The following is a 25,812-nucleotide window of genomic DNA, read 5'->3' as shown; positions in this document are numbered from 1 at the left end:
CCCGTCAGAAATCGTATTTGTTGATGTTCTCTTTGGTAAACACCACCCGCTCCGGCAGCAGCACAATGCCGTTGCCCTTCGCTTCATACTGGTAGCCCTGCACGCTGTTCGGCTCGACCTTCAGCGTACCGATATCTTTCACGTCCACGCTGTCGCCAACGTTAAGATCGCCTTTTTTCAACAACCGATCGGCGACATTGACCGCAATTTTGCCCTGTTGCACCACATCCCACAGGCCGAAGGCTTTCACCGTGCCGCGCTCTACGTACGGACGCATCACGTTAGGCGTGCTGAAGCCGACAATCGCCACCCCTTCTCGCTTCAGGTTTTCCGCCGCCTGCGCCGCCGCCGGCAGGGCGTTGGCATCCGGGGCGATGATCGCATCCAGATCCGGATACGCTTTTAAGATCCCCTCGGCGGTTTGTAGCGATTTGGTGGCATCGTTATAGCCAAACTGCGTGGTCACGACCTGCCACTGCGGATGATCTTTCTCGATTTTGGCCTTCGCCTCTTTCACCCACTGGTTCTGGTCGGTAACGGTCGGGCTGGAGTAAAAGAACGCCACTTTGGCATTCGGTTTGGTGACCTGTTTACCGGCCATGTCGACCAGCAGGCCGCCGAGCTGCGCCGGGGTGCCCTGGTTGATGTAGATGCTGCGGCATTCCGGTTTGGTGTCGGAGTCCCAGGTCAGTACTTTGACGCCACGCTGCATCGCGCGCTTCAGCGCAGGGCAGAGGCCATCCGGCGACACTGCCGAAACGATAATGGCGTTATAGCCCTGGTTAACGAAGTTATTGATGAGCTGCACCTGGCCTGAGACGCTGGGCTCGGTCGGGCCGTCGTAGGTGACGTCCACGCCGAGATCTTTACCCGCCTCTTTCGCGCCATTGCCGCCGCTGGTAAAGAAGCCAACGCCCACCAGCTTGGGGATAAAGGCGATGCGGTCCGCGGCCTGTGCCGACGCGAAGCTGAGTGCCATCGCCAGGACTATCAGTTTTGTTTTCATCTTACGCTCCGGGTATGTTTTGTGAGGAGAGAGCGCACCCATTCACGGTGCAAACTCAGTGAACGTCCCATCACCACCACAACCAACAGCGCCCCTGACAGCGCGCTCGACACCTGGTTGGGGATGCCGACCATCTGTAAACCCTGCTGCAGATACCCCACCAGCAACGCCGCCAGGGCCGTACCGATTACCGACCCCGAACCGCCATAGATATTGGCGCCGCCGAGGACCGCTGCGGTCAGTGCAGGCATCAGTAAATCGCGTCCCAAATCCGAACGCGCCGAACCGAAATAGGAGACCATCACCAGCGCAGCAATGGCCGAAGCAACGCCCACCAGGCCATACAGGGCGTAGGGCATCCCGTTGACCGAGAGCGCCGCATAGCGCGCCGCGCGTGGGTTCTGCCCAATCAAAAACAGATGGCGGCCAAAGCGTCCGCGATGGGTAATCAGCCAGAAGAAGACGGTAATCACGGCGAACAACACCAGCGGGATTGGCAACCCCAGGAACGTGAGGTTAGCGAACGCGGTAAAGCTGTCCGGGAAGCCACCGATGCCTTCGTAACCGGTCGCCCCCGCCATGCCGGAGAGCAGCAGTGCGCCACCGCCGTAGAGATAGAGCGTGCCGAGGGTGATAACCAGCGGGCTGATGCCGGTGTAGTGGATCAGCGCAGCGTTGACCAGACCGCACAGCAGGCCGAGCAGCAGCGTCAACGGTATGGCCAGCGCCATCGGCCAGCCCGCCTGCATCATCACTCCCAGCGCGATGGCACACAGGCCGATGGTCGAACCGAGAGAAATATCAATGCCGCCGCTGATGATCACCAGGGTGAGCGGCAGCGCCACAATGCCAATGCAGATAAAATCACTGGTGCTGAACAGCAGCATGTTGATATCGAGCATGCGCGGATTGATGGCCCCAAAGAGCAGGATTTCCAGCACCAGTAATATCAGCAGCGCGCTTTCCCAGTTAAGCTTCATTTACGCCACCTCTTTTTTGTGTTTCGTAAACGGGGTGACATGCTTCCCCCCTTTGTTACCGGGCTGGAAGCGGCTGTACTTGAGTGCCCGCTGATGCCGGGCCAGCGCCTGGCGCAAGCGCCCGTCGAGCACCAGCACACCGAGCAACACCAACCCGGCGATAAAGTCATTCCACCACGCGGGCAGCCTGAACAGCACCAGCACGGTGTCGATTTGAGTCAGGAAAAAAGCCCCCAGTAAGGCGCCAATAAGCGTCCCGGTACCGCCCAGCAGAGAGATCCCCCCGAGTACGCAGGCGGCAATGGCTTTCATCTCCAGCCCGCTGCCGGTCTGGTTAGGTACAAAGCCAATCTGCGAAGCGAAGACAATCCCCGCACACGCGGCCAGCATGCCGTTCAGCGTAAAAGCGATCATTCGCGTCCGGTTCACCGCCACGCCCAGCTGGCGTGCGGCGGCAAGGTTGTCGCCCACGGCGTAGAAATCGCGTCCGAAGGCGGTGCGCGACAACGTCCATGCGCCGACCGTGGCTAAAAACACCACGCCCATTCCGAGCGGTGAAATACCCATAGCGGCAGGTTCAGAGAGCGATTTCAGGCTCGGCGGTAGCCCTTCAATCCACTTTCCTCCCGTCCACAGCAGCATCGCCCCGCGATAGAGACCCAGCGTGCCGAGGGTGGCCACAATTGCCGGAATACGCAGCCCCACCACCAGAAAACCGTTAAATGCTCCCGCCAGTGCGCCAATCGACAGCGCAAAGAGAATCGATACCGGCAGGGTGTAGCCGCTGTTCAGGGCCACCCCCACGGCAATGGCAGACAGCCCGACGGTAGAGCCGACGGAAACATCAATATTGCGGGTCAACATCACCAGCGCGGCGCCGAGCGCCAGCAGGATCAGGATTTGCGAACTGGCGAAGATCATCCCCAGCGTTTGCAGGCTGAAATAGGCCGGATTGAGCCCCACCAGCACCGCGAACAACGCCAGAATGGCGATGAACGCGCTCAGTTCGCGATTTTTCAGTAAGGTCTTCATGACTGCCCTCCGAATGCCAGCGCCATCATTCTGTCGAGACTGACCGCGTGCCGGGACAGCTCGCCGCTGAGCACGCCCTGGTGCATCACCAGCACGCGATCGGCAAGCCCGGGGAACTCATCCAGATCGCTTGAGATCATCAGCACCGCCACGTTCTGCGCCGCCACGCTTTTGATGAGCTGATAGATATCGGCCCGCGCCGACACATCCACTCCGCGTGTCGGTTCATCGACGATCAACAGCAGCGGATTCGCCTCCAGACAGCGCGCCAGCAACACCTTCTGCTGGTTGCCGCCGGAGAGCGTGCGCACGGTTTGATCCGCATGGTTAAGCTTGATCCCCAACGCCCGGTGATAGCGCTCCACCACCGCCGACTCCCGTTTGCGCTGCTGCCAGACCGAGGGCTCATTCAGCGCCACGGTGTTCCAGCGAATCGGCGCATCCAGGAACAAGCCGGAAACCTGTCGGTCCTCTGGCAGGTAGACCAGCCCTTTCTCCAGCCGTGCCGCCACGGGTTCGCCGGTTATTTCCTGATTTTCCAGCCAGACTCGCCCACCGCGCACCGGTCGCAGCCCATACAGCGTTTCCGCAAATTCGGTGCGCCCGGAGCCGACCAGCCCGGCGAGGCCAACTATTTCCCCGGCATAGATTTCCATGCTGAGATCGATAAACCCCTCACCGGTAAGCTCTTCCACCCGCAGCACCGGGAAATCCTGCGGCTGCGTGCGGCGATTGCCCGGCAGCGCCAGCCACAGTTTTTGTGCATCACTTAATCCTTTTTCGCGGCTCACCGGCGTCATGGCCGCAATCAGGGCGTTATCGTCAAACTGTGCAGTTTCACCGCTGAGCACGATCGCGCCGTCGCGCATTACCGAGACGTGGCTCGCCAGCTGGCGGATCTCCGGTAATTTGTGCGAGATAAAAACAATGCCGACGCCCAGCGCCTGCAACGCGCGGATCTGGCGAAACAGCCGTTCGGTTTCCCCCGGGGTGAGCGACGCCGTGGGTTCATCAAGGATCAGGATCTTCGCGTTACGCATCAGGCCGCGCAGGATCTCCACCATCTGTTGATCCGCCACTTCCAGGGTGCTGGCGGTGGCATCAAGATTGAGCTGACACTGCAGCTGCTGGAGTTTCTCCGCCAGCCGTTCCCCCATACCGGCCTCACGCGGCAGGCGGAAAAGGATGTTTTCCCGCACCGTCAGGTTGGGGAAAAGCAGGGGTTCCTGCGGCACCAGATAAATCCCCAGCCTGTGGGCCTGCGCGGGCGAAAGCCGCGCAAACGCGTGGCCGTCAACCGAAAGTTCACCGCTGTCCGGCGTTTCCACCCCGGCGATGATTTTCATCAGCGTTGATTTTCCCGCGCCGTTACCGCCCATCAGCGCATGCACCTGACCCGCAAGCAGCGTGAAATGAATACCTTTCAGGACCGGTACGCCGGAGAACTGCTTGCTGATATCACGTGCTTCGATAAGTGGCGTCATTATCGCTCCGCTATTGAACAAATGATTTTTAGATTTAATAATGTTCAAAAGCGTAGACGGTGAACTATATTTAGAACCGTGCAGGGATCACAAATTTATCGATTAAGATCCACACAGACACAAATCAATCTAAAAGATCTGTTTTGTCGCGTGGTTCACACTTTCTTTCTGCGCGATCACGAACATATGATCTAAATTTTTATAAGAGTTCAATTATGAGCGATAAACGCACTGCGGAAGAAGGTCGTTTTGCCGGGCTGGCACTGGCGGAAGAAGAGCTGGTTGCCCGCGTCGCCTGGTGCTACTACCACGACGGATTAACCCAGAATGACATCGGCGAGCGGCTCGGACTGCCGCGCCTGAAGATCTCGCGTCTGCTGGAGAAAGGACGCCAGTCCGGGGTGATCCGCGTGCAGATCAACTCCCGTTATGAGGGGTGTCTGGCGCTGGAAACCGAGCTGCAGCAACGCTTCGGGCTCAAGCTGGTTCGCGTGTTGCCGGCCCTGAATACCCCGCCCATGAATGTCCGGCTGGGCATTGGCGCAGCGCAATCGCTGATGGGCGTGCTGGAGCCCGGCCAGCTGCTGGCGGTGGGATTTGGTGAAACCACCATGAGCAGCCTGCAGCACTTAAGCGGTTTTATCAGCTCGCAGCAGATCCGCCTTGTGACGCTTTCCGGCGGCGTTGGGCCGTATATGACGGGCATCGGTCAGCTTGATGCCGCCTGCAGCGTCAGCATGATCCCCGCCCCGCTTCGCGTTTCCTCCGCCGAAGTGGCCGGGATCCTAAAACGCGAATCCAGCGTGCGGGACGTGATCCTCGCCGCTGCCGCGGCCGATGTGGCGGTGGTAGGCATTGGTTCAGTAAACCAGCGCCGGGACGCCACCATATTGCGCTCCGGCTATATCAGCGAAGGTGAACAGCTGATGTACGCCCGCAAAGGGGCGGTGGGCGATATCCTCGGCTATTTCCTGAACGCCGAAGGGGAATGCGTGCACGAGCTGGAGATCCACCGGGAGTTACTGGGCGTCACGCTCGATGAACTGGCGCAGTTGCCCACCATCGTTGGCGTGGCCGGAGGTGAAGAGAAAGCCGATGCGATTTATGCCGCACTCAAAGGCCGCCGTATTAATGGCCTGGTGACGGAGGAGACGACAGCCCGCGCGGTGCTGGCTCTGGCGAGCTAAGAGCCTGTCCTGCGCCTGACACGAGGCATGCTCATGAGTTACCTTTTAGCGTTAGATGCAGGGACAGGCAGCGTTCGCGCCGTAATTTTCGATTTGCAGGGCAACCAGGTTGCCGTCGGCCAGGCCGAGTGGAAACACCTGAGCGTGGAGAATGTGCCGGGCTCGATGGAGTTTGATCTCGACATTAACTGGCGGCTCACCTGCCAGTGTATTCATCAGGCGCTGGAGCGCGCCCGCCTGAGCGCAGCGGATATCCAGTCCGTGGCCTGCTGCTCAATGCGCGAGGGGATCGTGCTGTATGACCGCAACGGCGACGCCATCTGGGCGTGCGCCAACGTCGATGCCCGCGCCAGCCGCGAGGTAGCCGAACTCAAAGAGATCCACGACTACCGTTTTGAATCCGAAGTGTATGACGTCTCCGGCCAGACCCTGGCCCTGAGCGCCATGCCGCGCCTGCTGTGGCTGGCGCACCATCGTCCGGACATCTACCGCAAAGCCGCCACGATCACCATGATAAGCGACTGGCTGGCGGCAAAACTGTCCGGCGAGCTGGCCGTTGACCCGTCCAATGCCGGGACTACCGGTATGCTGGATCTCTTCTCCCGTGACTGGCGTCCGGCGCTGCTCGACATGGCCGGGCTGCGTGCCGATATCCTCTCTCCGGTGAAGGAGACCGGCACCGTGCTCGGTGCGATCACCAAAGATGCCGCACAACAGAGCGGCCTGCGCGAAGGCACGCCGGTGGTGATGGGCGGTGGCGACGTGCAGCTTGGCTGTCTTGGGTTAGGCGTCGTGCGGGCCGGGCAAACGGCCGTGCTGGGCGGTACCTTCTGGCAGCAGGTGGTCAACCTGCCGCAGGTACGCACCGACCCGGAGATGAACATCCGCGTGAATCCGCATGTGATCCCCGGCATGGCGCAGGCGGAGTCGATCAGCTTCTTTACCGGCCTGACCATGCGGTGGTTTCGTGACGCCTTCTGCGCGGAAGAGAAACTCATCGCGGAGCGGATGGGAATGGACACTTACTCCCTGCTTGAGGAGATGGCCAGCCGCGTGCCTGCCGGTTCACACGGTGTTATGCCGATCTTCTCAGATGCTATGCACTTCAAGCAGTGGTACCACGCCGCGCCGTCGTTTATTAACCTCTCCATCGACCCGGAAAAATGCAACAAAGCCACGCTGTTCCGTGCGCTGGAAGAGAACGCGGCGATTGTCTCGGCGTGTAACCTGACGCAGATCTCACGGTTCTCAGGGGTAACGTTCGACGGTCTGGTGTTTGCAGGCGGTGGCTCGAAAGGCACGTTGTGGAGCCAGATTTTAAGCGACGTGACCGGTTTGCCGGTGCGTGTCCCGCAAGTGAAAGAGGCGACAGCGCTGGGCTGCGCGATTGCTGCCGGAACGGGAGCCGGGCTGTTTTCGGATATGGCGGCGACAGGCGAACGGCTGGTGAAATGGAGCCGCGAGTTCACGCCAAACCCGGCGCACCGGGAGCTGTATGACGGTATGATGCAGAAGTGGCAGGCCGTTTATGCCGACCAGCTTGGGCTGGTGGACAGCGGACTGACGACATCGATGTGGCAGGCACCGGGTTTAGTGCGAGCCCCCTCTCCCTGAGAGCTATAACGCCCCCTCTCCCTCGGGGAGAGGGGGTCAGGCCACACCAATATTTGAATCCCATCACAATCGCCGCATTCCCCTTTTCCCTTTTACTCATCGCTGGCTAAATTAGTAACTCATCCGACCACATAACAATAATTTTACACTGGAAGAGACTATGAGCCACTACCCGTCGTTATTTGCCCCCCTCGAGCTGGGGTTCACCACCCTTAAAAACCGCGTGCTGATGGGTTCAATGCATACCGGGCTTGAAGAACATCCGGACGGGGCCGAACGTCTGGCGGCCTTCTATGCCGAGCGCGCGCGTCACGGGGTGGCGCTGATTGTTACCGGCGGGGTGGCCCCTGCGCCTTCTGGCGTGGGGATGGAAGGCGGTGCGGTGCTGAACGACGCCAGCCAGCTGCCGCATCATCGCGTGGTCACTGACGCCGTTCACCGGGAGGGCGGGAAAATTGCCCTGCAGATCCTGCACACCGGGCGTTACAGCTATCAACCGAATCTGGTCGCACCGTCGGCCATTCAGGCCCCGATTAACCGCTTTACGCCCCATGCCCTCAGCCACGATGAGATCCTGACGCTGATTGACGACTTCGCCCGCAGTGCAGCGCTGGCGCGTGAAGCGGGCTATGACGGTGTTGAGGTGATGGGCTCGGAAGGCTACCTGATCAACGAATTCCTCGCGGCCCGCACTAACCAGCGCGACGATGAGTGGGGTGGCGATTACGCGCGCCGTATGCGCTTTGCAGTGGAAGTGGTGCGCGCCGTGCGTGAACGTGCCGGGGCGGATTTTATTATTATCTACCGCCTGTCGATGCTCGACCTGGTGGAAGGCGGCGGGACGTTCGACGAAACCGTACAGCTGGCGCAGGCGATTGAAGCCGCCGGCGCGACCATCATCAATACCGGCATCGGCTGGCACGAGGCGCGTATTCCGACTATCGCCACGCCGGTGCCACGCGCGGCGTTCAGCTGGGTCACGCGCAAGCTGAAAGGGAAAGTGTCTGTCCCGCTGGTGACCACTAACCGCATTAACGACCCGCAGGTGGCGGAAAATGTGATTGCCGCCGGTGATGCCGACATGGTCTCCATGGCGCGTCCGTTCCTTGCGGATGCCGAGCTGCTTTCCAAAGCGCAGAGCGGGCGTGCAGATGAGATTAACACCTGTATCGGCTGTAATCAGGCCTGTCTGGATCAGATTTTTGTCGGCAAGGTCACTTCGTGTCTGGTCAACCCCCGCGCCTGCCACGAAACCAAAATGCCGATTTTCCCGGCGGTGCATAAAAAACGCCTGGCCGTGGTCGGTGCCGGCCCGGCGGGTCTGGCGTTTGCGGTGAATGCCGCCTCGCGCGGCCACAGCGTGACGTTGTTCGATGCCGCCGCTGAGATTGGCGGGCAGTTCAATATCGCCAAACAGATCCCGGGCAAAGAAGAATTTTACGAAACCCTGCGCTATTACCGCCGAATGATCGACCTGACGGGCGTGGATCTGCGCCTCAACCAGTTTGTAAACCCGGTGGATGTAATGGAGTACGATGAGGTGATCCTGGCAAGCGGGATCGCACCACGCAGGCCTGCGATCGAGGGCATCGATCATCCGAAAGTCCTGAGCTATCTGGACGTTTTGCGTGACAAAGCGCCGGTGGGGGCAAAAGTGGCGATCATCGGCTGCGGCGGGATCGGGTTCGATACCGCGATGTACTTAAGTCAGCCCGGCGAACCCACCAGCCAGAACATTGCCGACTTCTGCGTGGAATGGGGTATCGACACCAGCCTTAACCAGTCCGGCGGCTTGCGGCCGGAAGGACCCCAACTGCCGAAAAGCCCGCGTCAGATCGTCATGCTGCAGCGTAAAGCCAGCAAACCCGGTGAAGGCCTGGGCAAAACCACGGGCTGGATCCATCGCGCAACCCTGCTCTCTCGCGGGGTGAAGATGATACCGTCGGTGAGCTATCAGAAGATCGATGACGCGGGGCTGCACGTGCTGATCGGCGGTGAGCCGCAGCTGCTGCAGGTGGATCATGTGATTTTGTGTGCGGGTCAGGAGCCGAAGCGCGATCTGGTGGATCCGCTGCGTGAGGCGGGAAAAACGGTACACCTGATCGGCGGATGCGACGTGGCGATGGAGCTGGATGCGCGACGCGCCATTGCGCAGGGCACAACGCTGGCATTGAGTCTCTGAGTGACGCAACGCTCACCGGGCCTGCACGCGAGGCAGGCCGGTGTAAACTCAGCGCCCCGCGTTAGCGGCGGCGACCCAGCTTGACGGATTTCAGCACCACGAATTTGTTATTGGTGGCAACCGTGGTGCAGTTACCGAAGATCTTCTTCAGCTTGTGGAAGTAGTCCAGGTGACGGTTCGCCACGATATACAGCTCGCCGTTAATTTTCAGGCAGCGGCGTGCATGGTGGAACATCTCCCAGGCGACGTTATCCGTCAGGGCGTGTTTCTGGTGGAACGGGGGATTACAGAACACGGCATTAAAGCGGAACGGCTCAACGCCCGACAGCGCGTTATTAATCATAAACTCGCAGCGATCCAGCGCGTCCGGCATGTTAATTTCAACGTTCAGACGACTGGAGGCCACCGCCATCGGCGACTCATCACTAAATACAACGCTCGCGTCAGGGTTCTTCGCCAGCAGCGTCAGGCCAATCACACCGTTACCGCAGCCCAGATCGACGATTTCGCCTTCCAGGTTATCCGGCAGATTTTCAATAAAGAAACGCGCCCCGATATCAAGGCCGGTGCGGGAGAAGACGTTCGCGTGGTTGTGGATTGTCCAGTCAGTGCCTTCCAGCGTCCAGCTCAGGGTTTCTGGCGCGTCGGCCAGTTCCGGGGCACTGAAAGTACAGTTAATGAGACGCGCTTTTTTCCAGGCCAGCGTCGTGGTGGTTGGGCCGAGCACTTTCTCGAACAGTTCCAGCGTTGAGGTATGGATATCACGCGCCTTGGCCCCCGCGATAATACGCGTTTGTGGGGTTACGACGTTGCGCAGTGCGCGCAATTGTTGTTCCAGCAGCGCCATTGTTTTCGGCACTTTGATCAGCACCACGCCCGGCGCCTGCGGGTAGTCCGCGGTGCTGTCGAGGAACTTAACGCTGGATTCGTCGATGTCGTTGTGGCGCAGGTTTTCCCGCGTCGCCAGCTCGCTCAAGTAGGAATCACCGATGCTGTAAGGCGTGTGTTCTGCCAGAGCACAGCCCAGCGCGCCAAACGCGTCATTCAGGATCAAAACCGGGCCGCTGATTTCAGTGTCATCCAACTGTTGCAGCAGATATTCATCCGCCGCTTCCCATGCCTGAAGCGGGTTAACGTCGTCCGTTTCCGGGAAACGTTTAAGGTTGAGTGAACGGAAACCGTTGTCTAAGTGGCTCATCGGCCCTCCTGAATGGTAAAATTTCGGCGTTATCCCTGAAAAGGGTGCGTGAGTATACCCGTTTTATTGTCAAATTGGGGCGTTGATGAACCAACTAACTTATCTCCAGGGCTACCCGGAGAACTTACTTTCTCAGGTTCGCAGCTTAATTGCCGAGCAAAAGCTGGGCGCGGTGCTGGAAAAACGCTATCCGGGTACGCATGACTTCGCGACCGATAAGGCGCTCTGGCAGTATACCCAGGATCTGAAAAACACCTATCTGAAGAGCGCGCCACCCATCAATAAGGTGATGTACGACAACAAGATCCATGTGTTGAAAAACGCGCTCGGCCTGCACACTGCCGTTTCCCGTGTTCAGGGCGGCAAGCTCAAAGCGAAAGCGGAGATCCGCGTTGCCACCGTGTTTCGTCACGCGCCGGAAGCGTTCTTGCGGATGATCGTGGTGCATGAGCTGGCACACCTGAAGGAAAAAGAGCACGACAAGGCCTTCTACTCTCTGTGCTGCCATATGGAGCCTCAGTACCACCAGTTGGAGTTCGATACCCGTTTATGGCTTACGCATTTATCGTTAAAGAGTAATGCGCAGTAGCGCACTGGTTTTGCAATAATCACGTGCTACAGTGGCTAAAGGTTCCCTGCTACGGAGTACGTAAACGTTTATGATACGTTTCGCAGTTATTGGCACGAACTGGATCACCCGCCAGTTCGTCGACGCCGCCCATGAAACCGGCAAATTTAAGCTCACCGCAGTCTATTCCCGCAGCCTGGAGCAGGCGCAGAGTTTCGCGAACGACTATCTGGTTGAACATCTGTTCACGTCGCTCGATGAGATGGCGCAAAGTGACGCCATTGACGCGGTCTACATCGCCAGCCCAAACTCCCTGCACTTTCCGCAAACGTCGCTGTTTCTCAGCCATAAAAAACATGTGATTTGCGAGAAGCCGCTGGCCTCGAACATTCAGGAAGTGGAAGCCGCGATTCAGCTTGCCCGCGACAATCAGGTGGTGCTGTTCGAAGCGTTCAAAACCGCCAGCCTGCCAAACTTCCTGCTGTTACAGCAGTCTCTGCCGAAGATTGGCAAAGTGCGTAAAGCGTTTATTAATTACTGCCAGTACTCGTCGCGCTATCAGCGTTATCTGGACGGTGAAAACCCGAACACCTTTAACCCGGCCTTCTCTAACGGCTCGATTATGGATATCGGTTTTTACTGTCTGGCCTCTGCCGTGGCGCTGTGGGGCGAGCCGCACAGCGTCACCGCCACGGCCAGCCTGCTGGAAAGCGGTGTGGATGCGCACGGCATCGTGGTGCTGGATTACGGTGATTTCAGCGTTACGCTGCAGCACTCCAAGGTGAGCGATTCCGTTCTGCCCAGCGAAATTCAGGGCGAAGCGGGCTCACTGGTTATCGAGAAGATTTCCGAGTGTCAGAAGCTGAGCATTGTCCCACGCGGCGGCAAAGCGCAGGAGCTGACGCAGCCTCAGCATATTAACACTATGCTCTATGAGGCAGAGGTCTTCGCCCGTCTGGTGGAAGACAACGAAGTAAATCACCCTGGGCTGGCGGTCAGCCGCACCACAGCGAAACTGCAAACCGAGATCCGCCGTCAAACCGGCGTGGTCTTCCCTGCAGATGGCGTGGGCGCAGAAGCTATCGCGTAAAGCTGTGTAATGAAACGGTGCAGACCATTGACGAAATCACTGGTCTGACATATTTTGTTACCTGCAAAGGGGAGTAACTTCCTTGCCGGTGGATCGTCATTACGATGCGTGCAAAACCGCATCCGGTCGCCGGGCAATCAAAAAGCCCGTCTTTTTGGTTGTAAGTGAGACCTTGCCGGAAGGCGAGGTCTATGCATAAAAAGCTAACGGCTATCGTCTTCTGACCATGGCCGTTTTTGTTTTTTATGTGTAAGGAAAATAGTATGCATTCTGTCGGCACTCCCATGTTGTGGGGCGGATTCGCGGTTGTCGTGCTCATCATGCTGGCGATCGACCTCTTTTTGCAGGGGCGTCGCGGCGCACATGGCATGACCATGAAACAGGCTGCGGCCTGGTCACTGGTGTGGGTCACCCTCTCCCTGCTCTTCTGTGCTGCCTTCTGGTGGTACCTGGCCTCAACGGAAGGCCGCGCGGTTGCCGATCCTCAGGCGCTCGCGTTCCTCACCGGCTATCTGATTGAAAAAGCCCTGGCGGTCGATAACGTCTTCGTCTGGCTGATGCTGTTCAGCTACTTTGCCGTGCCTGCGGCCCTGCAGCGTCGCGTGCTGGTGTACGGCGTGCTGGGTGCGATTATCCTGCGTACGATTATGATCTTCGCCGGAAGCTGGCTGATTACGCAGTTCGAATGGCTGCTGTATGTCTTTGGCGCATTCCTGCTGTTCACCGGGATCAAAATGGCGCTGGCAAAAGAAGATGGCTCCGCTATTGGCGACCGTCCGCTGGTGAAGTGGATCCGTGGTCATCTGCGCATGACCGACAAGATCGAGAGCGAGCACTTCTTCGTGCGTAAGAATGGCCTGCTTTTTGCCACGCCGCTGCTGCTGGTGCTGATTCTGGTTGAGCTGAGCGATGTGATTTTCGCGGTAGACAGCATTCCGGCTATCTTCGCGGTCACCACTGACCCGTTCATTGTGCTGACATCTAACCTGTTCGCCATCCTCGGTCTGCGTGCCATGTACTTCCTGCTGGCAGGCGCGGCTGAGCGCTTCTCAATGCTGAAATATGGTCTGTCGGTGATCCTGGTGTTTATCGGTATCAAGATGCTGATTGTCGATTTCTACCACATCCCTATCGCTATCTCGCTCGGTGTGGTGTTTGGCATTCTGATCGTGACGTTGCTTATCAATACCTGGGTTAATCGTCAGCACGATAAGAAGCAACAGGTGGAGTAATTACGGTCCTTCCTGCTGCCTTTACGCTGGCCCTCTTTCCCCCAGGGAGAGGGTCAGCACACTTTTGTAAATGAATAGTTAAAAACTATGACGCAACACGTAAAATGCAGCATTTTACGCTTCCCTCCGCATCCGGTTTCCCTATACTCAACCAGGCAAACATTTTCTTACATCCGGACATAAATGTGACTTAGAGCACATAAAGGATGGAACGCAATTTCACTTAGGAATTTTTATGAGCACACAATCAACTGGTCTCTTTGCGCGCCTGGCGCAAGGCAGTCTCGTTAAACAAATTCTGGTAGGGCTGGTACTGGGGATTCTGCTGGCAATGGTGTCAAAACCGGCTGCGGAAGCGACGGGGCTGCTTGGCACCATTTTCGTTGGCGCACTGAAAGCCGTGGCACCGGTGCTGGTGCTAATGCTGGTCATGGCGTCAATTGCCAATCATCAACACGGACAAAAAACCAACATTCGCCCTATCTTGTTCCTGTATCTGCTGGGCACCTTCTCTGCAGCCTTAACAGCCGTCGTTTTCAGCTTCCTGTTCCCGTCCTCGCTGCACCTGACCAGCGCTGCGGGTGATATCACCCCGCCATCCGGTATTGTGGAAGTGCTGCGCGGCCTGCTGATGAGCATGGTCTCTAACCCGATTACGGCACTGATGAACGCTAACTACATCGGCATCCTGGTCTGGGCGATCGGTCTTGGTTTTGCCCTGCGTCACGGCAACGAAACAACGAAAAACCTGGTCAACGACGTGTCGAACGCCGTGACCTTTATGGTCAAAATCGTGATTCGCTTTGCGCCAATCGGCATCTTCGGTCTGGTCTCTTCCACGCTGGCGACCACCGGCTTTGGCGCACTGCTGGGCTATGCGCAGTTGCTGGTGGTACTGATTGGTTGCATGCTGCTGGTTGCGCTGGTGATTAACCCGCTGCTGGTGTTCTGGCAGATCCGCCGTAACCCGTATCCGCTGGTGTTAACCTGCCTGCGCGAGAGCGGTGTGTATGCGTTCTTCACCCGCAGCTCTGCGGCAAACATTCCGGTTAACATGGCGCTGGCGGAGAAGCTGAATCTGGATCGCGACACCTACTCGGTTTCCATCCCGCTGGGTGCGACCGTGAATATGGCGGGTGCGGCAATTACCATTACCGTGCTGACGCTGGCGGCTGTGCATACGCTGGGCATTCCGGTCGATCTGCCCACGGCGCTGTTGCTGAGCGTGGTGGCGTCGCTGTGTGCGTGTGGTGCATCGGGTGTGGCGGGTGGTTCGCTGCTGCTGATCCCACTGGCGTGCAATATGTTCGGTATCCCGAATGAGATTGCCATGCAGGTAGTAGCCGTCGGCTTTATCATCGGTGTATTGCAGGACTCCTGCGAAACCGCGCTGAACTCCTCAACGGACGTGCTGTTCACCGCAGCGGCATGCCAGGCGGAAGACGCGCGTTTAGCGAAGAACGCGTTACGCGGGTAAACAAAAGCCCGGTGACAAAACGTAAAGCAAAACGGCAACCGAAGGTTGCCGTTTTAGTATTTGACCCTCTCCACAGGGGTGAGGGCATCACCCGCACCACACTTACAGCGTCACGCCACTCTTGAAGATCGCCAGTTCGCGGAAGTCATTCTTCTCGTTACAGGTCTGTCTGCCGTTGGCAAACTCCACAATGGTATCCACGAATTCCGTCAGCAACTGCGGCATCCCTTTGCCGTGGATTAACTGGCCTGCATCAAAGTCGATCCAGTGTTTTTTCTTCGCTGCCAGCTCGCTGTTGGTCGCGATTTTGACCGTCGGCACAAAGCCACCGTACGGTGTCCCGCGCCCGGTGCTGAACAGCACCATGTGACAGCCGGCGCCGGCCAGCGCGCTGGTCGCAACCGCATCGTTACCCGGTGCGCTGAGCAAATTCAGACCGTGCGTTTTCAGACGTTCACCGTAGCGCAGGACATCAACCACCGGGCTGGCACCCGCTTTTTGCGTGCAGCCGAGAGACTTCTCTTCAAGCGTGGTGATCCCGCCCGCTTTGTTACCCGGAGACGGGTTTTCATAAATCGGCTGGTTGTGGGCGATAAAGTACTGTTTGAAGTCGTTCACCATGGTGACGGTCTTCTCAAACGTCTCTTCGTCGCGACAGTGGCTCATCAGAATACGTTCAGCACCGAACATTTCCGGCACTTCTGTCAGCACCGTCGTACCGCCGTTGGCGATCACATAATCTGAGAAGCGGCCCAGCATCGGGTTCGCGGTGATCCCGGACAGGCCATCAGACCCGCCGCACTCCAGGCCGAACTTCAGCTCACTCAGCTTGCCCGGCTCACGCCTGTCGTGACGCATCACCTCATACAGCTGGTGAAGGTGCTCAATGCCCGCTTCCACTTCATCATCCTGGTGCTGACACACCATAAAGTGCACGCGCTCGGGGTCAAACTCACCCAGCGTGTCGCGAAACGCATCCACCTGATTGTTCTCGCAGCCCAGGCCAATCACCAGCACCGCGCCCGCGTTCGGGTGGCGGACCATGTTTTGCAGCATGGTGCGGGTGTTGATGTGGTCGTCGCCAAGCTGAGAACAGCCGTAGGTGTGGCTGAACAGGTGCACACCGTCCGTACCTTCGGCGTCGTGGGTCTCTTTCAGGAAACGCGTCTGGATTTGACGCGCGATCCCATTCACGCAGCCGACGGTGGGAAGGATCCACAGCTCGTTGCGGATCCCCACCTCACCGTTCGCCCGGCGGTAGATCTGTACCTCGCGATCCGCCGCCTGCGCTTCTTCCGCCGCTAAATCAGGTTGATAGCTGTACTCGTCCAGATCGCTCAGATTGGTGCGGGTGTTGTGGGAATGAATATGCTCACCCGGCGCAATATCCGCCAGCGCATGACCAATCGGGAGACCGTATTTAACAACGTTGTCTCCTTGGGCGATCGGCTTCACGGCAAACTTATGCCCGCGAGTCACCGCCTGACGCAGGATTATCGTCTGGTTATCAACGGTGACAACTTCACCTTCGGCCAGATCCGCCAGCGCGACGGCAACGTTATCCAGCGAATGGATTTTGATGTATTGCATATCAACCTCAAACGGCCTTAGTTCAGTTCAATGGCGAAGTAGTCGCGCGCATTGTTAAAGCAGATGTTTCTCACCATTTCGCCCAGCAACTGAATATCGGCAGGGGCCTCACCCGCGGTCACCCAGCGGCCAATCATCTGGCACAGAATGCGGCGGAAATATTCGTGGCGCGTGTAAGAAAGGAAGCTACGGCTGTCGGTCAGCATGCCCACAAAGCGGCTTAACAGACCCAGCTGTGCCAGCTGCGTCATTTGACGCTCCATCCCGTCTTTCTGGTCATTGAACCACCAGCCGGAACCGAACTGCATCTTGCCTGGCATACCTTCACCCTGGAAGTTACCGATCATGGTACCCAGCACTTCGTTATCGCGCGGGTTCAGACAGTAGAGGATGGTTTTTGGCAGCAGATTTTGCTCGTTCTGTTTGCTCAGCAGCTTAGAGAGTTCTTCCGCAAGCGGGCGATCGTTGATGGAGTCGAAGCCCACGTCCGCGCCCAGCAGTTTAAACTGACGCTGGTTGTTATTGCGCAGGGCACCAATGTGGTATTGCTGCACCCAACCGCGGCGAGCATATTCCGCACCGAGGAAGACCAGCACCGCCGTTTTGAACTGTGCCACTTCGTGCTCGCTCAGGGATTCACCGGACAGGCGACGTGCCAGAATGCTATCAAGCTCAGCTTCATTTGATTCCGCAAACATCACCACATCCAGCGCGTGGTCAGAGACTTTACAGCCGTGTGCCGCGAAGTGGTCCAGACGTTTGGTCAGCGCGCTCTGCAGGTCTGCAAAACGACGAATGTCGGTGTCAGACACTTCCGCCAGCTTCGCCATGTAATCATTGAACGTCGCCTGTTCGATATTAAAGGCTTTATCCGGACGCCAGCTTGGCAGCACTTTAATATCAAACGAGGTATCGCGGGCGACCACCGCGTGATGTTCCAGGGAGTCAATCGGATCGTCAGTGGTCCCCACCATCTTCACGTTCATCTGCTTCATGATACCGCGGGCGGAGAAGGTATCCTGCGCCAGTAATTCATTGCACCGATCCCAGATTTCATCGGCGGTAGCCGGGGAGAGCAGCTTTCCGGTGATGCCGAACGGACGGCGCAGCTCAAGGTGCGTCCAGTGATATAACGGGTTGCCGATGGTGTGCGGAACGGTCGCCGCCCAGGCGTCAAACTTCTCGCGGTCGCTTGCATCACCGGTACACAGGCGCTCCGCCACGCCGTTGGTGCGCATCGCACGCCATTTGTAGTGGTCACCTTTCAGCCAGATGTCATACAGGTTTTTGAAACGGTAATTTTCGGCAACCTGCTGCGGCGGTAAATGGCAGTGGTAGTCGAAAATTGGCTGGTCTTTGGCGTAGTCGTGGTACAGGCGGCGAGCAAATTCGGTATCTAACAGAAAATCTTCGGTCATAAACGGTGTCATTATCGTCTTCCTCGTAACGAGAGCGTCAGAAAGCTTATGCTCAGATGCTGCAAAGTTATCACACCAATTTCCAGAGACAGAACATTTTTTCGTGAGTTAGATCAATAAACGCAGACAAATTAATTACCTCAAATGAGGTAAACCCTTCGCCAGGCCGCGCCAGAACTGGCTTTATCCGTAACACATAATGTCCCTACAAATAATCATGCATTTGTGATGTCACTCACCTTTTAAAGTTGTATGACAAGTTATCTTTTCGCCGTCGCAAACACTAAGCCGACGGAATGCATTCCCGGTGTGAAAACATCGGTTTTAACGGTACGGATACCGACTTATGCACGCTTACTTATGGCAAGGTTCGGGCCGTTCCGGGACATCTCCCGGTTAAGCCCCTCCCGTTACACAACCGCTCCCGGACACGGTCGAGAGGTTGCCGTGCAAGGCACGGAATTAACATAACGATGAGGTTTTAGATGCGTAAAATTAAAGGGTTACGTTGGTATATGATCGCACTGGTGACGTTAGGCACCGTGCTGGGCTACCTGACACGTAACACCGTGGCAGCCGCAGCCCCGACGTTGATGGAAGAGCTGCATATCTCCACTCAGCAATATTCCTACATCATTGCTGCTTATTCCGCGGCTTACACCATCATGCAGCCTGTCGCAGGCTATGTTCTGGATATTCTCGGGACCAAAATCGGCTACGCCTTCTTCGCCATCGCCTGGGCTATTTTCTGCGGCGCCACGGCGCTGGCAGGCAGCTGGGGCGGTCTGGCGCTGGCACGTGGTGCGGTAGGTGCAGCGGAAGCGGCAATGATCCCGGCCGGGCTGAAAGCCAGCTCTGAGTGGTTCCCGGCGAAAGAGCGTTCTATTGCCGTCGGCTATTTCAACGTCGGTTCTTCCATCGGTGCGATGATTGCACCACCGCTGGTGGTGTGGGCTATCGTGATGCACAGCTGGCAGATGGCGTTCATTATCTCTGGTGTACTGAGCTTTGCGTGGGCCATGGCGTGGCTGATTTTCTATAAACACCCGCGCGATCAGAAAAAACTGTCTGAAGACGAACGCGAATACATCATTGGGGGTCAGGAAGCTCAGCATCAGACCAACAACGGCAAAAAAATGACGGTCTGGCAGATTCTGGGTACCCGTCAGTTCTGGGGTATCGCCCTGCCGCGCTTCCTCGCCGAACCCGCCTGGGGGACCTTCAACGCCTGGATCCCGCTGTTCATGTTTAAGGTCTATGGCTTTAACCTGAAAGAGATTGCGATGTTCGCGTGGATGCCAATGCTGTTTGCCGATCTGGGCTGTATCGTTGGCGGTTATCTGCCACCGCTGTTCCAGCGCTGGTTTGGCGTGAACCTGATCGTTTCCCGTAAAATGGTCGTGACGATGGGCGCAGTGCTGATGATTGGCCCGGGCATGATCGGCCTCTTTACCAGCCCGTATGTGGCAATCGCCCTGCTGTGCGTCGGTGGTTTTGCTCACCAGTCACTGTCCGGTGCGCTGATTACGCTCTCTTCTGACGTCTTCGGGCGTAACGAAGTGGCTACCGCTAACGGCCTGACCGGTATGGCTGCCTGGACGGCGAGCACCCTGTTTGCTCTGGTGGTGGGTGCGCTGGCGGACACCATCGGCTTCAGCCCGCTGTTTGCCGTACTGGCTATCTTCGACCTGATGGGTGCAGTGGTTATCTGGACGGTGCTGAAAAGTAAGTCGGCAGAAGAGGTGCTAAAAGAGTCCCTGGGGGGACCGGCAACGCAAAGTTAGCGCCCTTCCTGATGTCACAGAAGCCGCCTCCGGGCGGCTTTTTTCATGGCAAAATCTGGAGACTGGCACGCAAAAGTGGTATAACAAATAATCCGCCGTACCCTGCCTGGAGCGCATATGGAAATCACCGAACCACGTCGTTTATATCAACAACTTGCTGCCGAGCTGAAAGATCGCATCGAGCAAGGTGTCTACCTTGTCGGTGATAAACTCCCCGCTGAGCGCTTTATCGCTGATGAAAAAAGCGTAAGCCGCACCGTGGTGCGTGAAGCGATTATCATGCTGGAAGTGGAAGGCTACGTTGAAGTTCGCAAAGGCTCCGGCATTCACGTGATTTCTAATCAGCCGAAACACTCCCCGGTCGCCGACGAAAGTCTCGAATTCGCCAGCTACGGTCCGTTTGAACTGCTCCAGGCGCGCCAGCTTATCGAAAGCAATATTGCGGAATTTGCAGCGACCCAGGTGACCAAGCAGGACATCATGAAGCTGATGGAAATCCAGGAAAACGCGCGCAAGGAAAAATGTTTCCGTGATTCAGAGTGGGACCTGCAGTTCCACGTTCAGGTCGCGCTGGCAACGCAAAACACGGCGCTGGCGGCAATCGTGGAAAAAATGTGGACTCAGCGCGTTCACAACCCGTACTGGAAAAAACTGCACGATCACATCGATTCCCGCACCGTGGATAACTGGTGCGACGATCACGATCAGATCCTTAAAGCGCTGATTCGCAAAGATCCCCATGCGGCAAAACTGGCGATGTGGCAGCACCTGGAAAACACCAAGCAGATGCTGTTCAATGAAACCAGCGATGACTTCGAATTTAACGCTGACCGCTATCTTTTTGCCGATAATCCTGTCGTTCATCTCGATACGGCAGCCAGTGCGGCAAAATAGTTTACCTTTTCGCTGGCAGGCGCTTCGCTGCGCCTTCTGGCAGAGGTGGGTAAGCAAAACATATATAGTGTCAGCCTTTGTAAATCCCCTCGCTCCCCTCCATGGCTTACGCCAAAATCATCACACCCCTGCAAATTCTGTGACGCAGAACCTTGGGCTTTGTTACAATTGGATTCAATTCGTTATTTTGTAAGTTAGTGCTTGCTAACCAGCCAATTAACAGGGAACAGTGTTGGCCACACCTCAATGTGTCCGCGAGCGACCATAATGAAATCACAACAATGTCGCCGTGCTGTTTGTCCCGGATAACAGGCGTGACGTTAACCGATTTCCAGGAACACTGAATGGAACTTTTGACCCAACTACTGCATGCCCTCTGGGCGCAGGATTTTGAAACGCTGGCCAACCCTTCCATGATTGGCATGCTCTACTTCGTCTTATTTATGATTCTGTTCCTTGAGAACGGTTTACTGCCTGCCGCCTTTTTACCTGGCGACAGCTTACTGGTGCTCGTCGGCGTGCTGTGTGCCAAAGGGGCAATGGCCTTTCCGCAAACCATTTTATTACTGACCATCGCCGCCAGCCTTGGCTGCTGGGTGAGCTATATCCAGGGACGATGGCTGGGCAATACGCGTCTGGTGCAGAATTGGCTCTCCCACCTTCCTGCGCATTATCACCAGCGGGCGCACCATCTTTTCCATAAGCACGGGCTTTCCGCGCTCCTGATCGGCCGCTTTATCGCCTTTGTACGCACCCTGCTGCCTACCATTGCGGGTCTTTCCGGATTAAGCAGCACCCGTTTCCAGTTCTTCAACTGGATGAGTGGCCTGCTGTGGGTTCTGATCCTGACCACGCTGGGCTATGCGCTGGGCAAAACGCCGGTCTTCATGAAATATGAAGATCAGCTCATGTCCTGCCTGATGCTGTTACCGGTGGTTCTGCTGGTCTTTGGTCTGGTCGGTTCGCTGGTGGTGCTGTGGAAGAAGAAATACGGGGCCAGAGGTTAACGATGGTTATCTCACCGCTTGCCGTGCGCCGTTTTGCCGTGGCCATGATTGCCCTGGGCTTGCTCAGCCTCATGTTCCTGGCCTGGACGACGCTTTCGCATCAGGAATCGACGCTGGCCATTCGCCCGGTGAGTCAGGGTGTCAGCGTGCCTGACGGTTTTTCGGTGTGGCATCATCTTGATGCCAACGGCATCCGCTTTAAGAGCATCACCCCGCAGGACGATGTTTTACTGATTAAGTTTGATTCCCGCGCGCAGAGTGCCGCCGCGAAAGTGGTGCTCGACCGTACGCTGCCGCACGGTTATATCATTGCCCAGCAGGAAGATGACAACCAGCCTGCAGCCTGGCTGTCACTGATTCGCGATTCGTCGCATAGATTTGGATAATTACCAGGATTCCGAATCTTTTCACTCACTTTGGTGAATCCCCCGTTTACTTACTATGCTTAAGTACGCGGAGCACCCCATGTATGTACTCCGCTTGACTCTGGATAGCGGCTCACGCCGCAACACAATGGAAGGTTTCGATAATGAAATTCCGCATTACTCTGGCTCTGGCCCTTTTTTCTTTAAGCACAGCGTCCTTCGCCAACTCTCTCTGTCAGGAGAAAGAACAGGATATTCAGCGTGAGATCAGTTATGCCGAAAAGCATAACAATCAGCATCGTGTTGAGGGTCTCAAAAAAGCGCTGAGCGAAGTGAAAGCGAACTGTTCTGACAGCAAGCTACGTGCCGATCACCAGAAAAAAATCGCTGAACAGAAGGACGAGATAGCCGAGCGCCGTCACGACCTGCAGGAAGCGAAAGAGAAAGGGGATGCGGAAAAAATTGCTAAGCGCGAGAAGAAGTTGAAAGAAGCGCAGGACGACCTGAAAGCGCTGGAAGCTCGCGATTATTGAGTTAACGGAAATCTCAACAGGAGAGAATCATGTCAAAAGATACGACGTCTGAAAATCTGCGCGCTGAACTGAAATCCCTGGCCGATACCCTGGAAGAGGTGCTGAACTCCTCTGCAGATAAGTCAAAAGAAGAGGTCAGCAAACTGCGCAGCAAAGCTGAGCAGGCGCTGAAAGAGAGCCGTTATCGCCTGGGTGAAACCGGTGATGCACTGGCGAAACAGACCCGCGAAGCGGCAGCTCGCGCGGACGAATATGTTCGCGATAATCCGTGGACGGGTGTAGGGATTGGTGCCGCGGTAGGTGTGGTACTGGGTGTCCTCCTGACGCGTCGTTAATATGGAAGATCCTCGTCACGCACAAGGGCCTGCTAATAACGTCCTCGGCATCGGCCAGCGTATTCTGACGACGCTGGTCGGGATTGCCGAAACGCGCGTCCGACTGGCAGTGGTTGAACTGGAAGAGGAGAAAGCGAACCTTTTCCAGATGCTGCTGATGCTCGGGCTTACCATGCTCTTCGCCGCGTTTGGTCTGATGAGCCTGATGGTGTTAATCATCTGGGCCATTGACCCGCAATATCGACTCAACGCGATGATTGCCACCACCGTTGTTCTGCTGGTTGCGGCACTGATTGGCGGCATATGGACGATGCGTAAAGCACGCAAATCCACTTTCCTGCGCCATACGCGCCAGGAACTGGCCAACGATCGCGCCCTGCTGGAGGATGACAAGCCGTGAGCGATAAAGCCGAACGTCAGAAGCGAAAAGCATTCCTGCTCAGTCAGATCCAGCAGCAACGGCTGGATTTGTCTGCCAGTCGTCGCGACTGGGTTGACGCGACGCGTCGTTTTGACCGGGGCTGGAATACCTTCCTGAGCCTGCGCTCATGGGCGCTGGTCGGAAGCAGCGTGATGGCTATCTGGACGGTTCGTCATCCAAATATGCTGATCCGCTGGGCCCGCCGCGGCTTTGGTGCCTGGAGCGCCTGGCGTCTGGTGAAAGCGACGATTCGTCAACAACAGCTGCGTTAGTTCTTATGCCGGGTAGCGTTTCGCTTACCCGGCACACTTTCCCCCTTCCCCGTTACTCAATATCTTTGAAGAAGATTGACAGTTTTCCTTGCTAACAATTCCCATCTGCCCCGTTTACACTCCTCTCCATCGACAGCAAAGACGCGGTATCTACCCGAATTTGCACACAAATAAAGTTCAGCCGCTGATGTGGTTTCCTGGAGAGTAAAATGAAAAAATTAGAAGATGTTGGTGTTCTGGTAGCGCGTATTCTGATGCCGGTTCTGTTTATCACCGCAGGCTGGGGCAAAATCACCGGTTATGCGGGCACGCAGCAATACATGGAAGCCATGGGTGTTCCAGGGTTCCTGCTGCCACTGACTATTCTCCTTGAGTTCGGCGGCGGCCTGGCGGTACTGTTTGGCTTCCTGACCCGCACCACGGCACTGTTTACCGCAGGCTTCACCCTGCTGACGGCGTTCATCTTCCACAGCAACTTTGCGGAAGGCGTGAACTCCCTGATGTTCATGAAAAACCTGACCATCGCGGGTGGCTTCCTGCTGCTGGCCATCACTGGCCCAGGCGCATACAGCATCGACCGCGTTCTGAATAAGAAGTGGTAAGCACGCTATACTGAATGAACACAAAGCGAGGAGATATCTCCTCGCTTTTGCTTATTGACGGAGGAGAAAAAAATGGGACAACTCGTAGACGGCGTCTGGCAGGATGTCTGGTATGACACCAAATCCACCGGGGGACGCTTCAAGCGCTCTGTTTCGGCCTTCCGTAACTGGCTAACCGCCGATGGCGCACCGGGCCCAAGCGGCGAAGGCGGCTTTGCGGCTGAGAAAGACCGTTATCATCTCTATGTTTCTCTGGCCTGCCCGTGGGCGCACCGCACGCTGATTGTGCGCAAGCTGAAAGGACTCGAATCCTTAATTCCGGTTTCGGTAGTCAACCCCCTGATGCTGGAAAACGGCTGGACGTTTGACAGTGATTTCCCGGCCGCCACCGGTGATGACCTCTACCACCACGATTTTCTCTACCAGCTCTATCTGCGCGCCGATCCGCACTACACCGGACGCGTGACCGTACCCGTGCTGTGGGACAAGAAAAACCAGACCATTGTCAGCAATGAGTCCGCAGAGATCATCCGCATGTTCAACACCGCGTTTGATGCCCACGGGGCCCGCGCCGGGGATTACTATCCGGTTGAGCTGCGCGATAAGATTGATGAGCTGAACAGCTGGATTTACGACAACGTGAATAACGGTGTCTACAAGGCCGGCTTTGCCACCAGCCAGGAAGCGTATGACGACGCAGTGGGAAAAGTATTTGAATCGCTGGAGCGTCTTGAGCAGATCCTCGGCCAGCATCGCTACCTGACGGGCGACCGCCTGACGGAAGCAGACATTCGTCTGTGGACAACGCTGGTTCGCTTTGATCCAGTGTATGTTACCCACTTCAAGTGTGATAAACACCGCATCAGCGATTACCTGAACCTGTACGGTTTCCTGCGCGATATTTATCAGATGCCGGGCATTGCTGAAACGGTCGATTTCAACCATATCCGCACCCACTATTTCCGCAGCCATAAGACCATCAACCCGACGGGTATTATCTCGGTGGGTCCGTGGCAGGACCTGGATGAACCGCACGGTCGCGACGTGCGTTTCGGATAAATATCAAGGGCATCAATTGATGCCCTTTTTTAATTCACAATCTCCATCTATCCTTACCTCGATCGCTTAAAAAACAAGTGATTGACTGACTAATGAGGCAAGGAAAATGGACTGGTATTTAAAAGTACTGCGCAACTACATTGGATTTGGTGGCCGCGCTCGCCGTAAAGAGTACTGGATGTTCGTTCTGGTGAACTTCATCCTCATCATGGTGCTGGGCATTATCGATAAAATTCTTGGCTGGGAACGAGCCGGCGGTGAAGGTGTTCTCACCACGATTTACGGCCTGCTGGTCCTGCTTCCCTCATGGGCCGTGCTGTTCCGACGGCTACACGATACCGATCGTTCAGCCTGGTGGTTACTGCTGCTGCTGATCCCGATTGTGGGCTGGCTGGTCATTCTGGTCTTCAACTGTCAGGCCGGCACGCCGGGCGAAAACCGCTTCGGGCCCGATCCAAAACTCAACGCATAAAACAAAGCCC

25 protein-coding genes are annotated in these 25,812 nt (G+C 56.7%); 18 read left to right on the top strand and 7 right to left on the bottom strand.

What is annotated here, in order from left to right:
* Nucleotides 1-4: 4 nt before the first annotated feature.
* Genes lsrB through lsrA form a run of 4 tightly spaced genes read right to left on the bottom strand, consistent with a single transcriptional unit; the run spans nucleotide 5 to nucleotide 4,502 of the window.
* A complete protein-coding gene (gene lsrB, locus AC2FAP_RS11200) occupies nucleotides 5-1,006 on the bottom strand; it encodes an autoinducer 2 ABC transporter substrate-binding protein LsrB (RefSeq protein WP_025202959.1) in 1,002 nt (333 codons plus the stop codon).
* Nucleotides 1,003-1,986 carry an autoinducer 2 ABC transporter permease LsrD gene (lsrD, locus tag AC2FAP_RS11195; RefSeq protein ID WP_014171712.1) on the bottom strand — a complete coding sequence of 328 codons (984 nt, stop codon included), beginning with the start codon at nucleotides 1,984-1,986 and terminating at the stop codon, nucleotides 1,003-1,005. The genes lsrB and lsrD overlap by 4 nt, the downstream gene beginning before the upstream one ends.
* Entirely contained in the window at nucleotides 1,987-3,018 is a 1,032-nt protein-coding gene (gene lsrC / locus AC2FAP_RS11190) for an autoinducer 2 ABC transporter permease LsrC (RefSeq protein ID WP_485452935.1), read from the bottom strand.
* Nucleotides 3,015-4,502 carry an autoinducer 2 ABC transporter ATP-binding protein LsrA gene (gene lsrA / locus AC2FAP_RS11185; protein WP_020883582.1) on the bottom strand — a complete coding sequence of 496 codons (1,488 nt, stop codon included), beginning with the start codon at nucleotides 4,500-4,502 and terminating at the stop codon, nucleotides 3,015-3,017. The genes lsrC and lsrA overlap by 4 nt, the downstream gene beginning before the upstream one ends.
* A gap of 215 nt (nucleotides 4,503-4,717) precedes the next feature.
* On the opposite strand from lsrA, the gene lsrR reads away from it, so the two are divergent.
* From lsrR to AC2FAP_RS11170, 3 genes are all read left to right on the top strand, one after another.
* Entirely contained in the window at nucleotides 4,718-5,689 is a 972-nt protein-coding gene (lsrR, locus tag AC2FAP_RS11180) for a transcriptional regulator LsrR (protein ID WP_020883581.1), read from the top strand.
* Between the two features lie 33 nt (nucleotides 5,690-5,722).
* On the top strand, nucleotides 5,723-7,303 hold the full coding sequence (lsrK, locus tag AC2FAP_RS11175) for an autoinducer-2 kinase (protein WP_073396343.1): 1,581 nt from the start codon (nucleotides 5,723-5,725) through the stop codon (nucleotides 7,301-7,303).
* A gap of 160 nt (nucleotides 7,304-7,463) precedes the next feature.
* Nucleotides 7,464-9,485, top strand: a complete 2,022-nt coding sequence (locus tag AC2FAP_RS11170) for an oxidoreductase (RefSeq protein ID WP_485452934.1) — start codon at nucleotides 7,464-7,466, stop codon at nucleotides 9,483-9,485.
* A gap of 61 nt (nucleotides 9,486-9,546) precedes the next feature.
* Here AC2FAP_RS11170 and rlmG read toward each other — a convergent pair whose 3' ends face one another.
* Nucleotides 9,547-10,683 (bottom strand): 23S rRNA (guanine(1835)-N(2))-methyltransferase RlmG, encoded by a 1,137-nt coding sequence (gene rlmG, locus AC2FAP_RS11165; protein ID WP_121339857.1) that lies wholly within the window; start codon nucleotides 10,681-10,683, stop codon nucleotides 9,547-9,549.
* 85 nt (nucleotides 10,684-10,768) lie between these two features.
* Here rlmG and AC2FAP_RS11160 point away from each other — a divergent pair, with 85 nt between their 5' ends.
* From AC2FAP_RS11160 to sstT, 4 genes are all read left to right on the top strand, one after another.
* The gene (locus AC2FAP_RS11160; protein ID WP_025202954.1) at nucleotides 10,769-11,272 is read left to right on the top strand and encodes a YgjP-like metallopeptidase domain-containing protein; all 504 of its coding nucleotides are present in this window, start codon (nucleotides 10,769-10,771) and stop codon (nucleotides 11,270-11,272) included.
* A gap of 70 nt (nucleotides 11,273-11,342) precedes the next feature.
* A complete protein-coding gene (locus AC2FAP_RS11155; protein WP_047355843.1) occupies nucleotides 11,343-12,341 on the top strand; it encodes a Gfo/Idh/MocA family protein in 999 nt (332 codons plus the stop codon).
* A 263-nt stretch (nucleotides 12,342-12,604) separates the two neighbouring features.
* The gene (locus AC2FAP_RS11150) at nucleotides 12,605-13,573 is read left to right on the top strand and encodes a TerC family protein (protein ID WP_025202952.1); all 969 of its coding nucleotides are present in this window, start codon (nucleotides 12,605-12,607) and stop codon (nucleotides 13,571-13,573) included.
* 235 nt (nucleotides 13,574-13,808) lie between these two features.
* Nucleotides 13,809-15,050 (top strand): serine/threonine transporter SstT, encoded by a 1,242-nt coding sequence (gene sstT / locus AC2FAP_RS11145; protein WP_014171722.1) that lies wholly within the window; start codon nucleotides 13,809-13,811, stop codon nucleotides 15,048-15,050.
* 102 nt (nucleotides 15,051-15,152) lie between these two features.
* Here the strand turns inward: sstT and AC2FAP_RS11140 are convergent, their stop codons facing one another.
* Both AC2FAP_RS11140 and uxaC read right to left on the bottom strand, forming a co-directional pair.
* A complete protein-coding gene (locus tag AC2FAP_RS11140) occupies nucleotides 15,153-16,640 on the bottom strand; it encodes a UxaA family hydrolase (protein WP_485452933.1) in 1,488 nt (495 codons plus the stop codon).
* A gap of 17 nt (nucleotides 16,641-16,657) precedes the next feature.
* Complete coding sequence (gene uxaC / locus AC2FAP_RS11135; RefSeq protein ID WP_040018780.1) at nucleotides 16,658-18,070, bottom strand: glucuronate isomerase; 1,413 nt, start codon at nucleotides 18,068-18,070, stop codon at nucleotides 16,658-16,660.
* A 473-nt stretch (nucleotides 18,071-18,543) separates the two neighbouring features.
* Here uxaC and AC2FAP_RS11130 point away from each other — a divergent pair, with 473 nt between their 5' ends.
* The 11 genes from AC2FAP_RS11130 to AC2FAP_RS11080 all read left to right on the top strand — a co-directional run bounded on the left by AC2FAP_RS11130 (nucleotide 18,544) and on the right by AC2FAP_RS11080 (nucleotide 25,802).
* Nucleotides 18,544-19,842, top strand: a complete 1,299-nt coding sequence (locus AC2FAP_RS11130; RefSeq protein WP_014171725.1) for an MFS transporter — start codon at nucleotides 18,544-18,546, stop codon at nucleotides 19,840-19,842.
* A 117-nt stretch (nucleotides 19,843-19,959) separates the two neighbouring features.
* The gene (exuR, locus tag AC2FAP_RS11125) at nucleotides 19,960-20,736 is read left to right on the top strand and encodes a transcriptional regulator ExuR (RefSeq protein ID WP_014171726.1); all 777 of its coding nucleotides are present in this window, start codon (nucleotides 19,960-19,962) and stop codon (nucleotides 20,734-20,736) included.
* Between the two features lie 344 nt (nucleotides 20,737-21,080).
* The gene (yqjA, locus tag AC2FAP_RS11120; RefSeq protein ID WP_014171727.1) at nucleotides 21,081-21,743 is read left to right on the top strand and encodes a DedA family general envelope maintenance protein YqjA; all 663 of its coding nucleotides are present in this window, start codon (nucleotides 21,081-21,083) and stop codon (nucleotides 21,741-21,743) included.
* 2 nt (nucleotides 21,744-21,745) lie between these two features.
* Complete coding sequence (gene mzrA, locus AC2FAP_RS11115) at nucleotides 21,746-22,129, top strand: EnvZ/OmpR regulon moderator MzrA (RefSeq protein ID WP_020883575.1); 384 nt, start codon at nucleotides 21,746-21,748, stop codon at nucleotides 22,127-22,129.
* Between the two features lie 143 nt (nucleotides 22,130-22,272).
* Nucleotides 22,273-22,641 carry a DUF1090 domain-containing protein gene (locus tag AC2FAP_RS11110; RefSeq protein WP_014171729.1) on the top strand — a complete coding sequence of 123 codons (369 nt, stop codon included), beginning with the start codon at nucleotides 22,273-22,275 and terminating at the stop codon, nucleotides 22,639-22,641.
* A gap of 29 nt (nucleotides 22,642-22,670) precedes the next feature.
* Nucleotides 22,671-22,976, top strand: coding sequence for an ElaB/YgaM/YqjD family protein (locus AC2FAP_RS11105; RefSeq protein ID WP_003862645.1), 306 nt, complete (start codon nucleotides 22,671-22,673; stop codon nucleotides 22,974-22,976).
* Nucleotide 22,977: 1 nt separating this feature from the next.
* Complete coding sequence (locus AC2FAP_RS11100) at nucleotides 22,978-23,376, top strand: phage holin family protein (RefSeq protein ID WP_013098867.1); 399 nt, start codon at nucleotides 22,978-22,980, stop codon at nucleotides 23,374-23,376.
* Nucleotides 23,373-23,669: a YqjK-like family protein gene (locus AC2FAP_RS11095; RefSeq protein WP_020883574.1), complete on the top strand. Its 297-nt coding sequence runs from the start codon at nucleotides 23,373-23,375 to the stop codon at nucleotides 23,667-23,669. The genes AC2FAP_RS11100 and AC2FAP_RS11095 overlap by 4 nt, the downstream gene beginning before the upstream one ends.
* Before the next feature lie 209 nt (nucleotides 23,670-23,878).
* A complete protein-coding gene (locus AC2FAP_RS11090) occupies nucleotides 23,879-24,271 on the top strand; it encodes a DoxX family protein (RefSeq protein ID WP_006178691.1) in 393 nt (130 codons plus the stop codon).
* A 72-nt stretch (nucleotides 24,272-24,343) separates the two neighbouring features.
* Nucleotides 24,344-25,330, top strand: a complete 987-nt coding sequence (locus AC2FAP_RS11085) for a glutathione S-transferase family protein (protein WP_020883573.1) — start codon at nucleotides 24,344-24,346, stop codon at nucleotides 25,328-25,330.
* Nucleotides 25,331-25,436: 106 nt separating this feature from the next.
* A complete protein-coding gene (locus tag AC2FAP_RS11080) occupies nucleotides 25,437-25,802 on the top strand; it encodes a DUF805 domain-containing protein (RefSeq protein WP_014171733.1) in 366 nt (121 codons plus the stop codon).
* Nucleotides 25,803-25,812 lie beyond the last annotated feature (10 nt).

The sequence above is a fragment of the Enterobacter cloacae complex sp. 394I7 genome, from assembly GCF_057320345.1.
The sequence above is the reverse complement of the archived record's forward strand: the minus strand, read 5'-3'. Positions and strand labels throughout refer to the sequence as shown.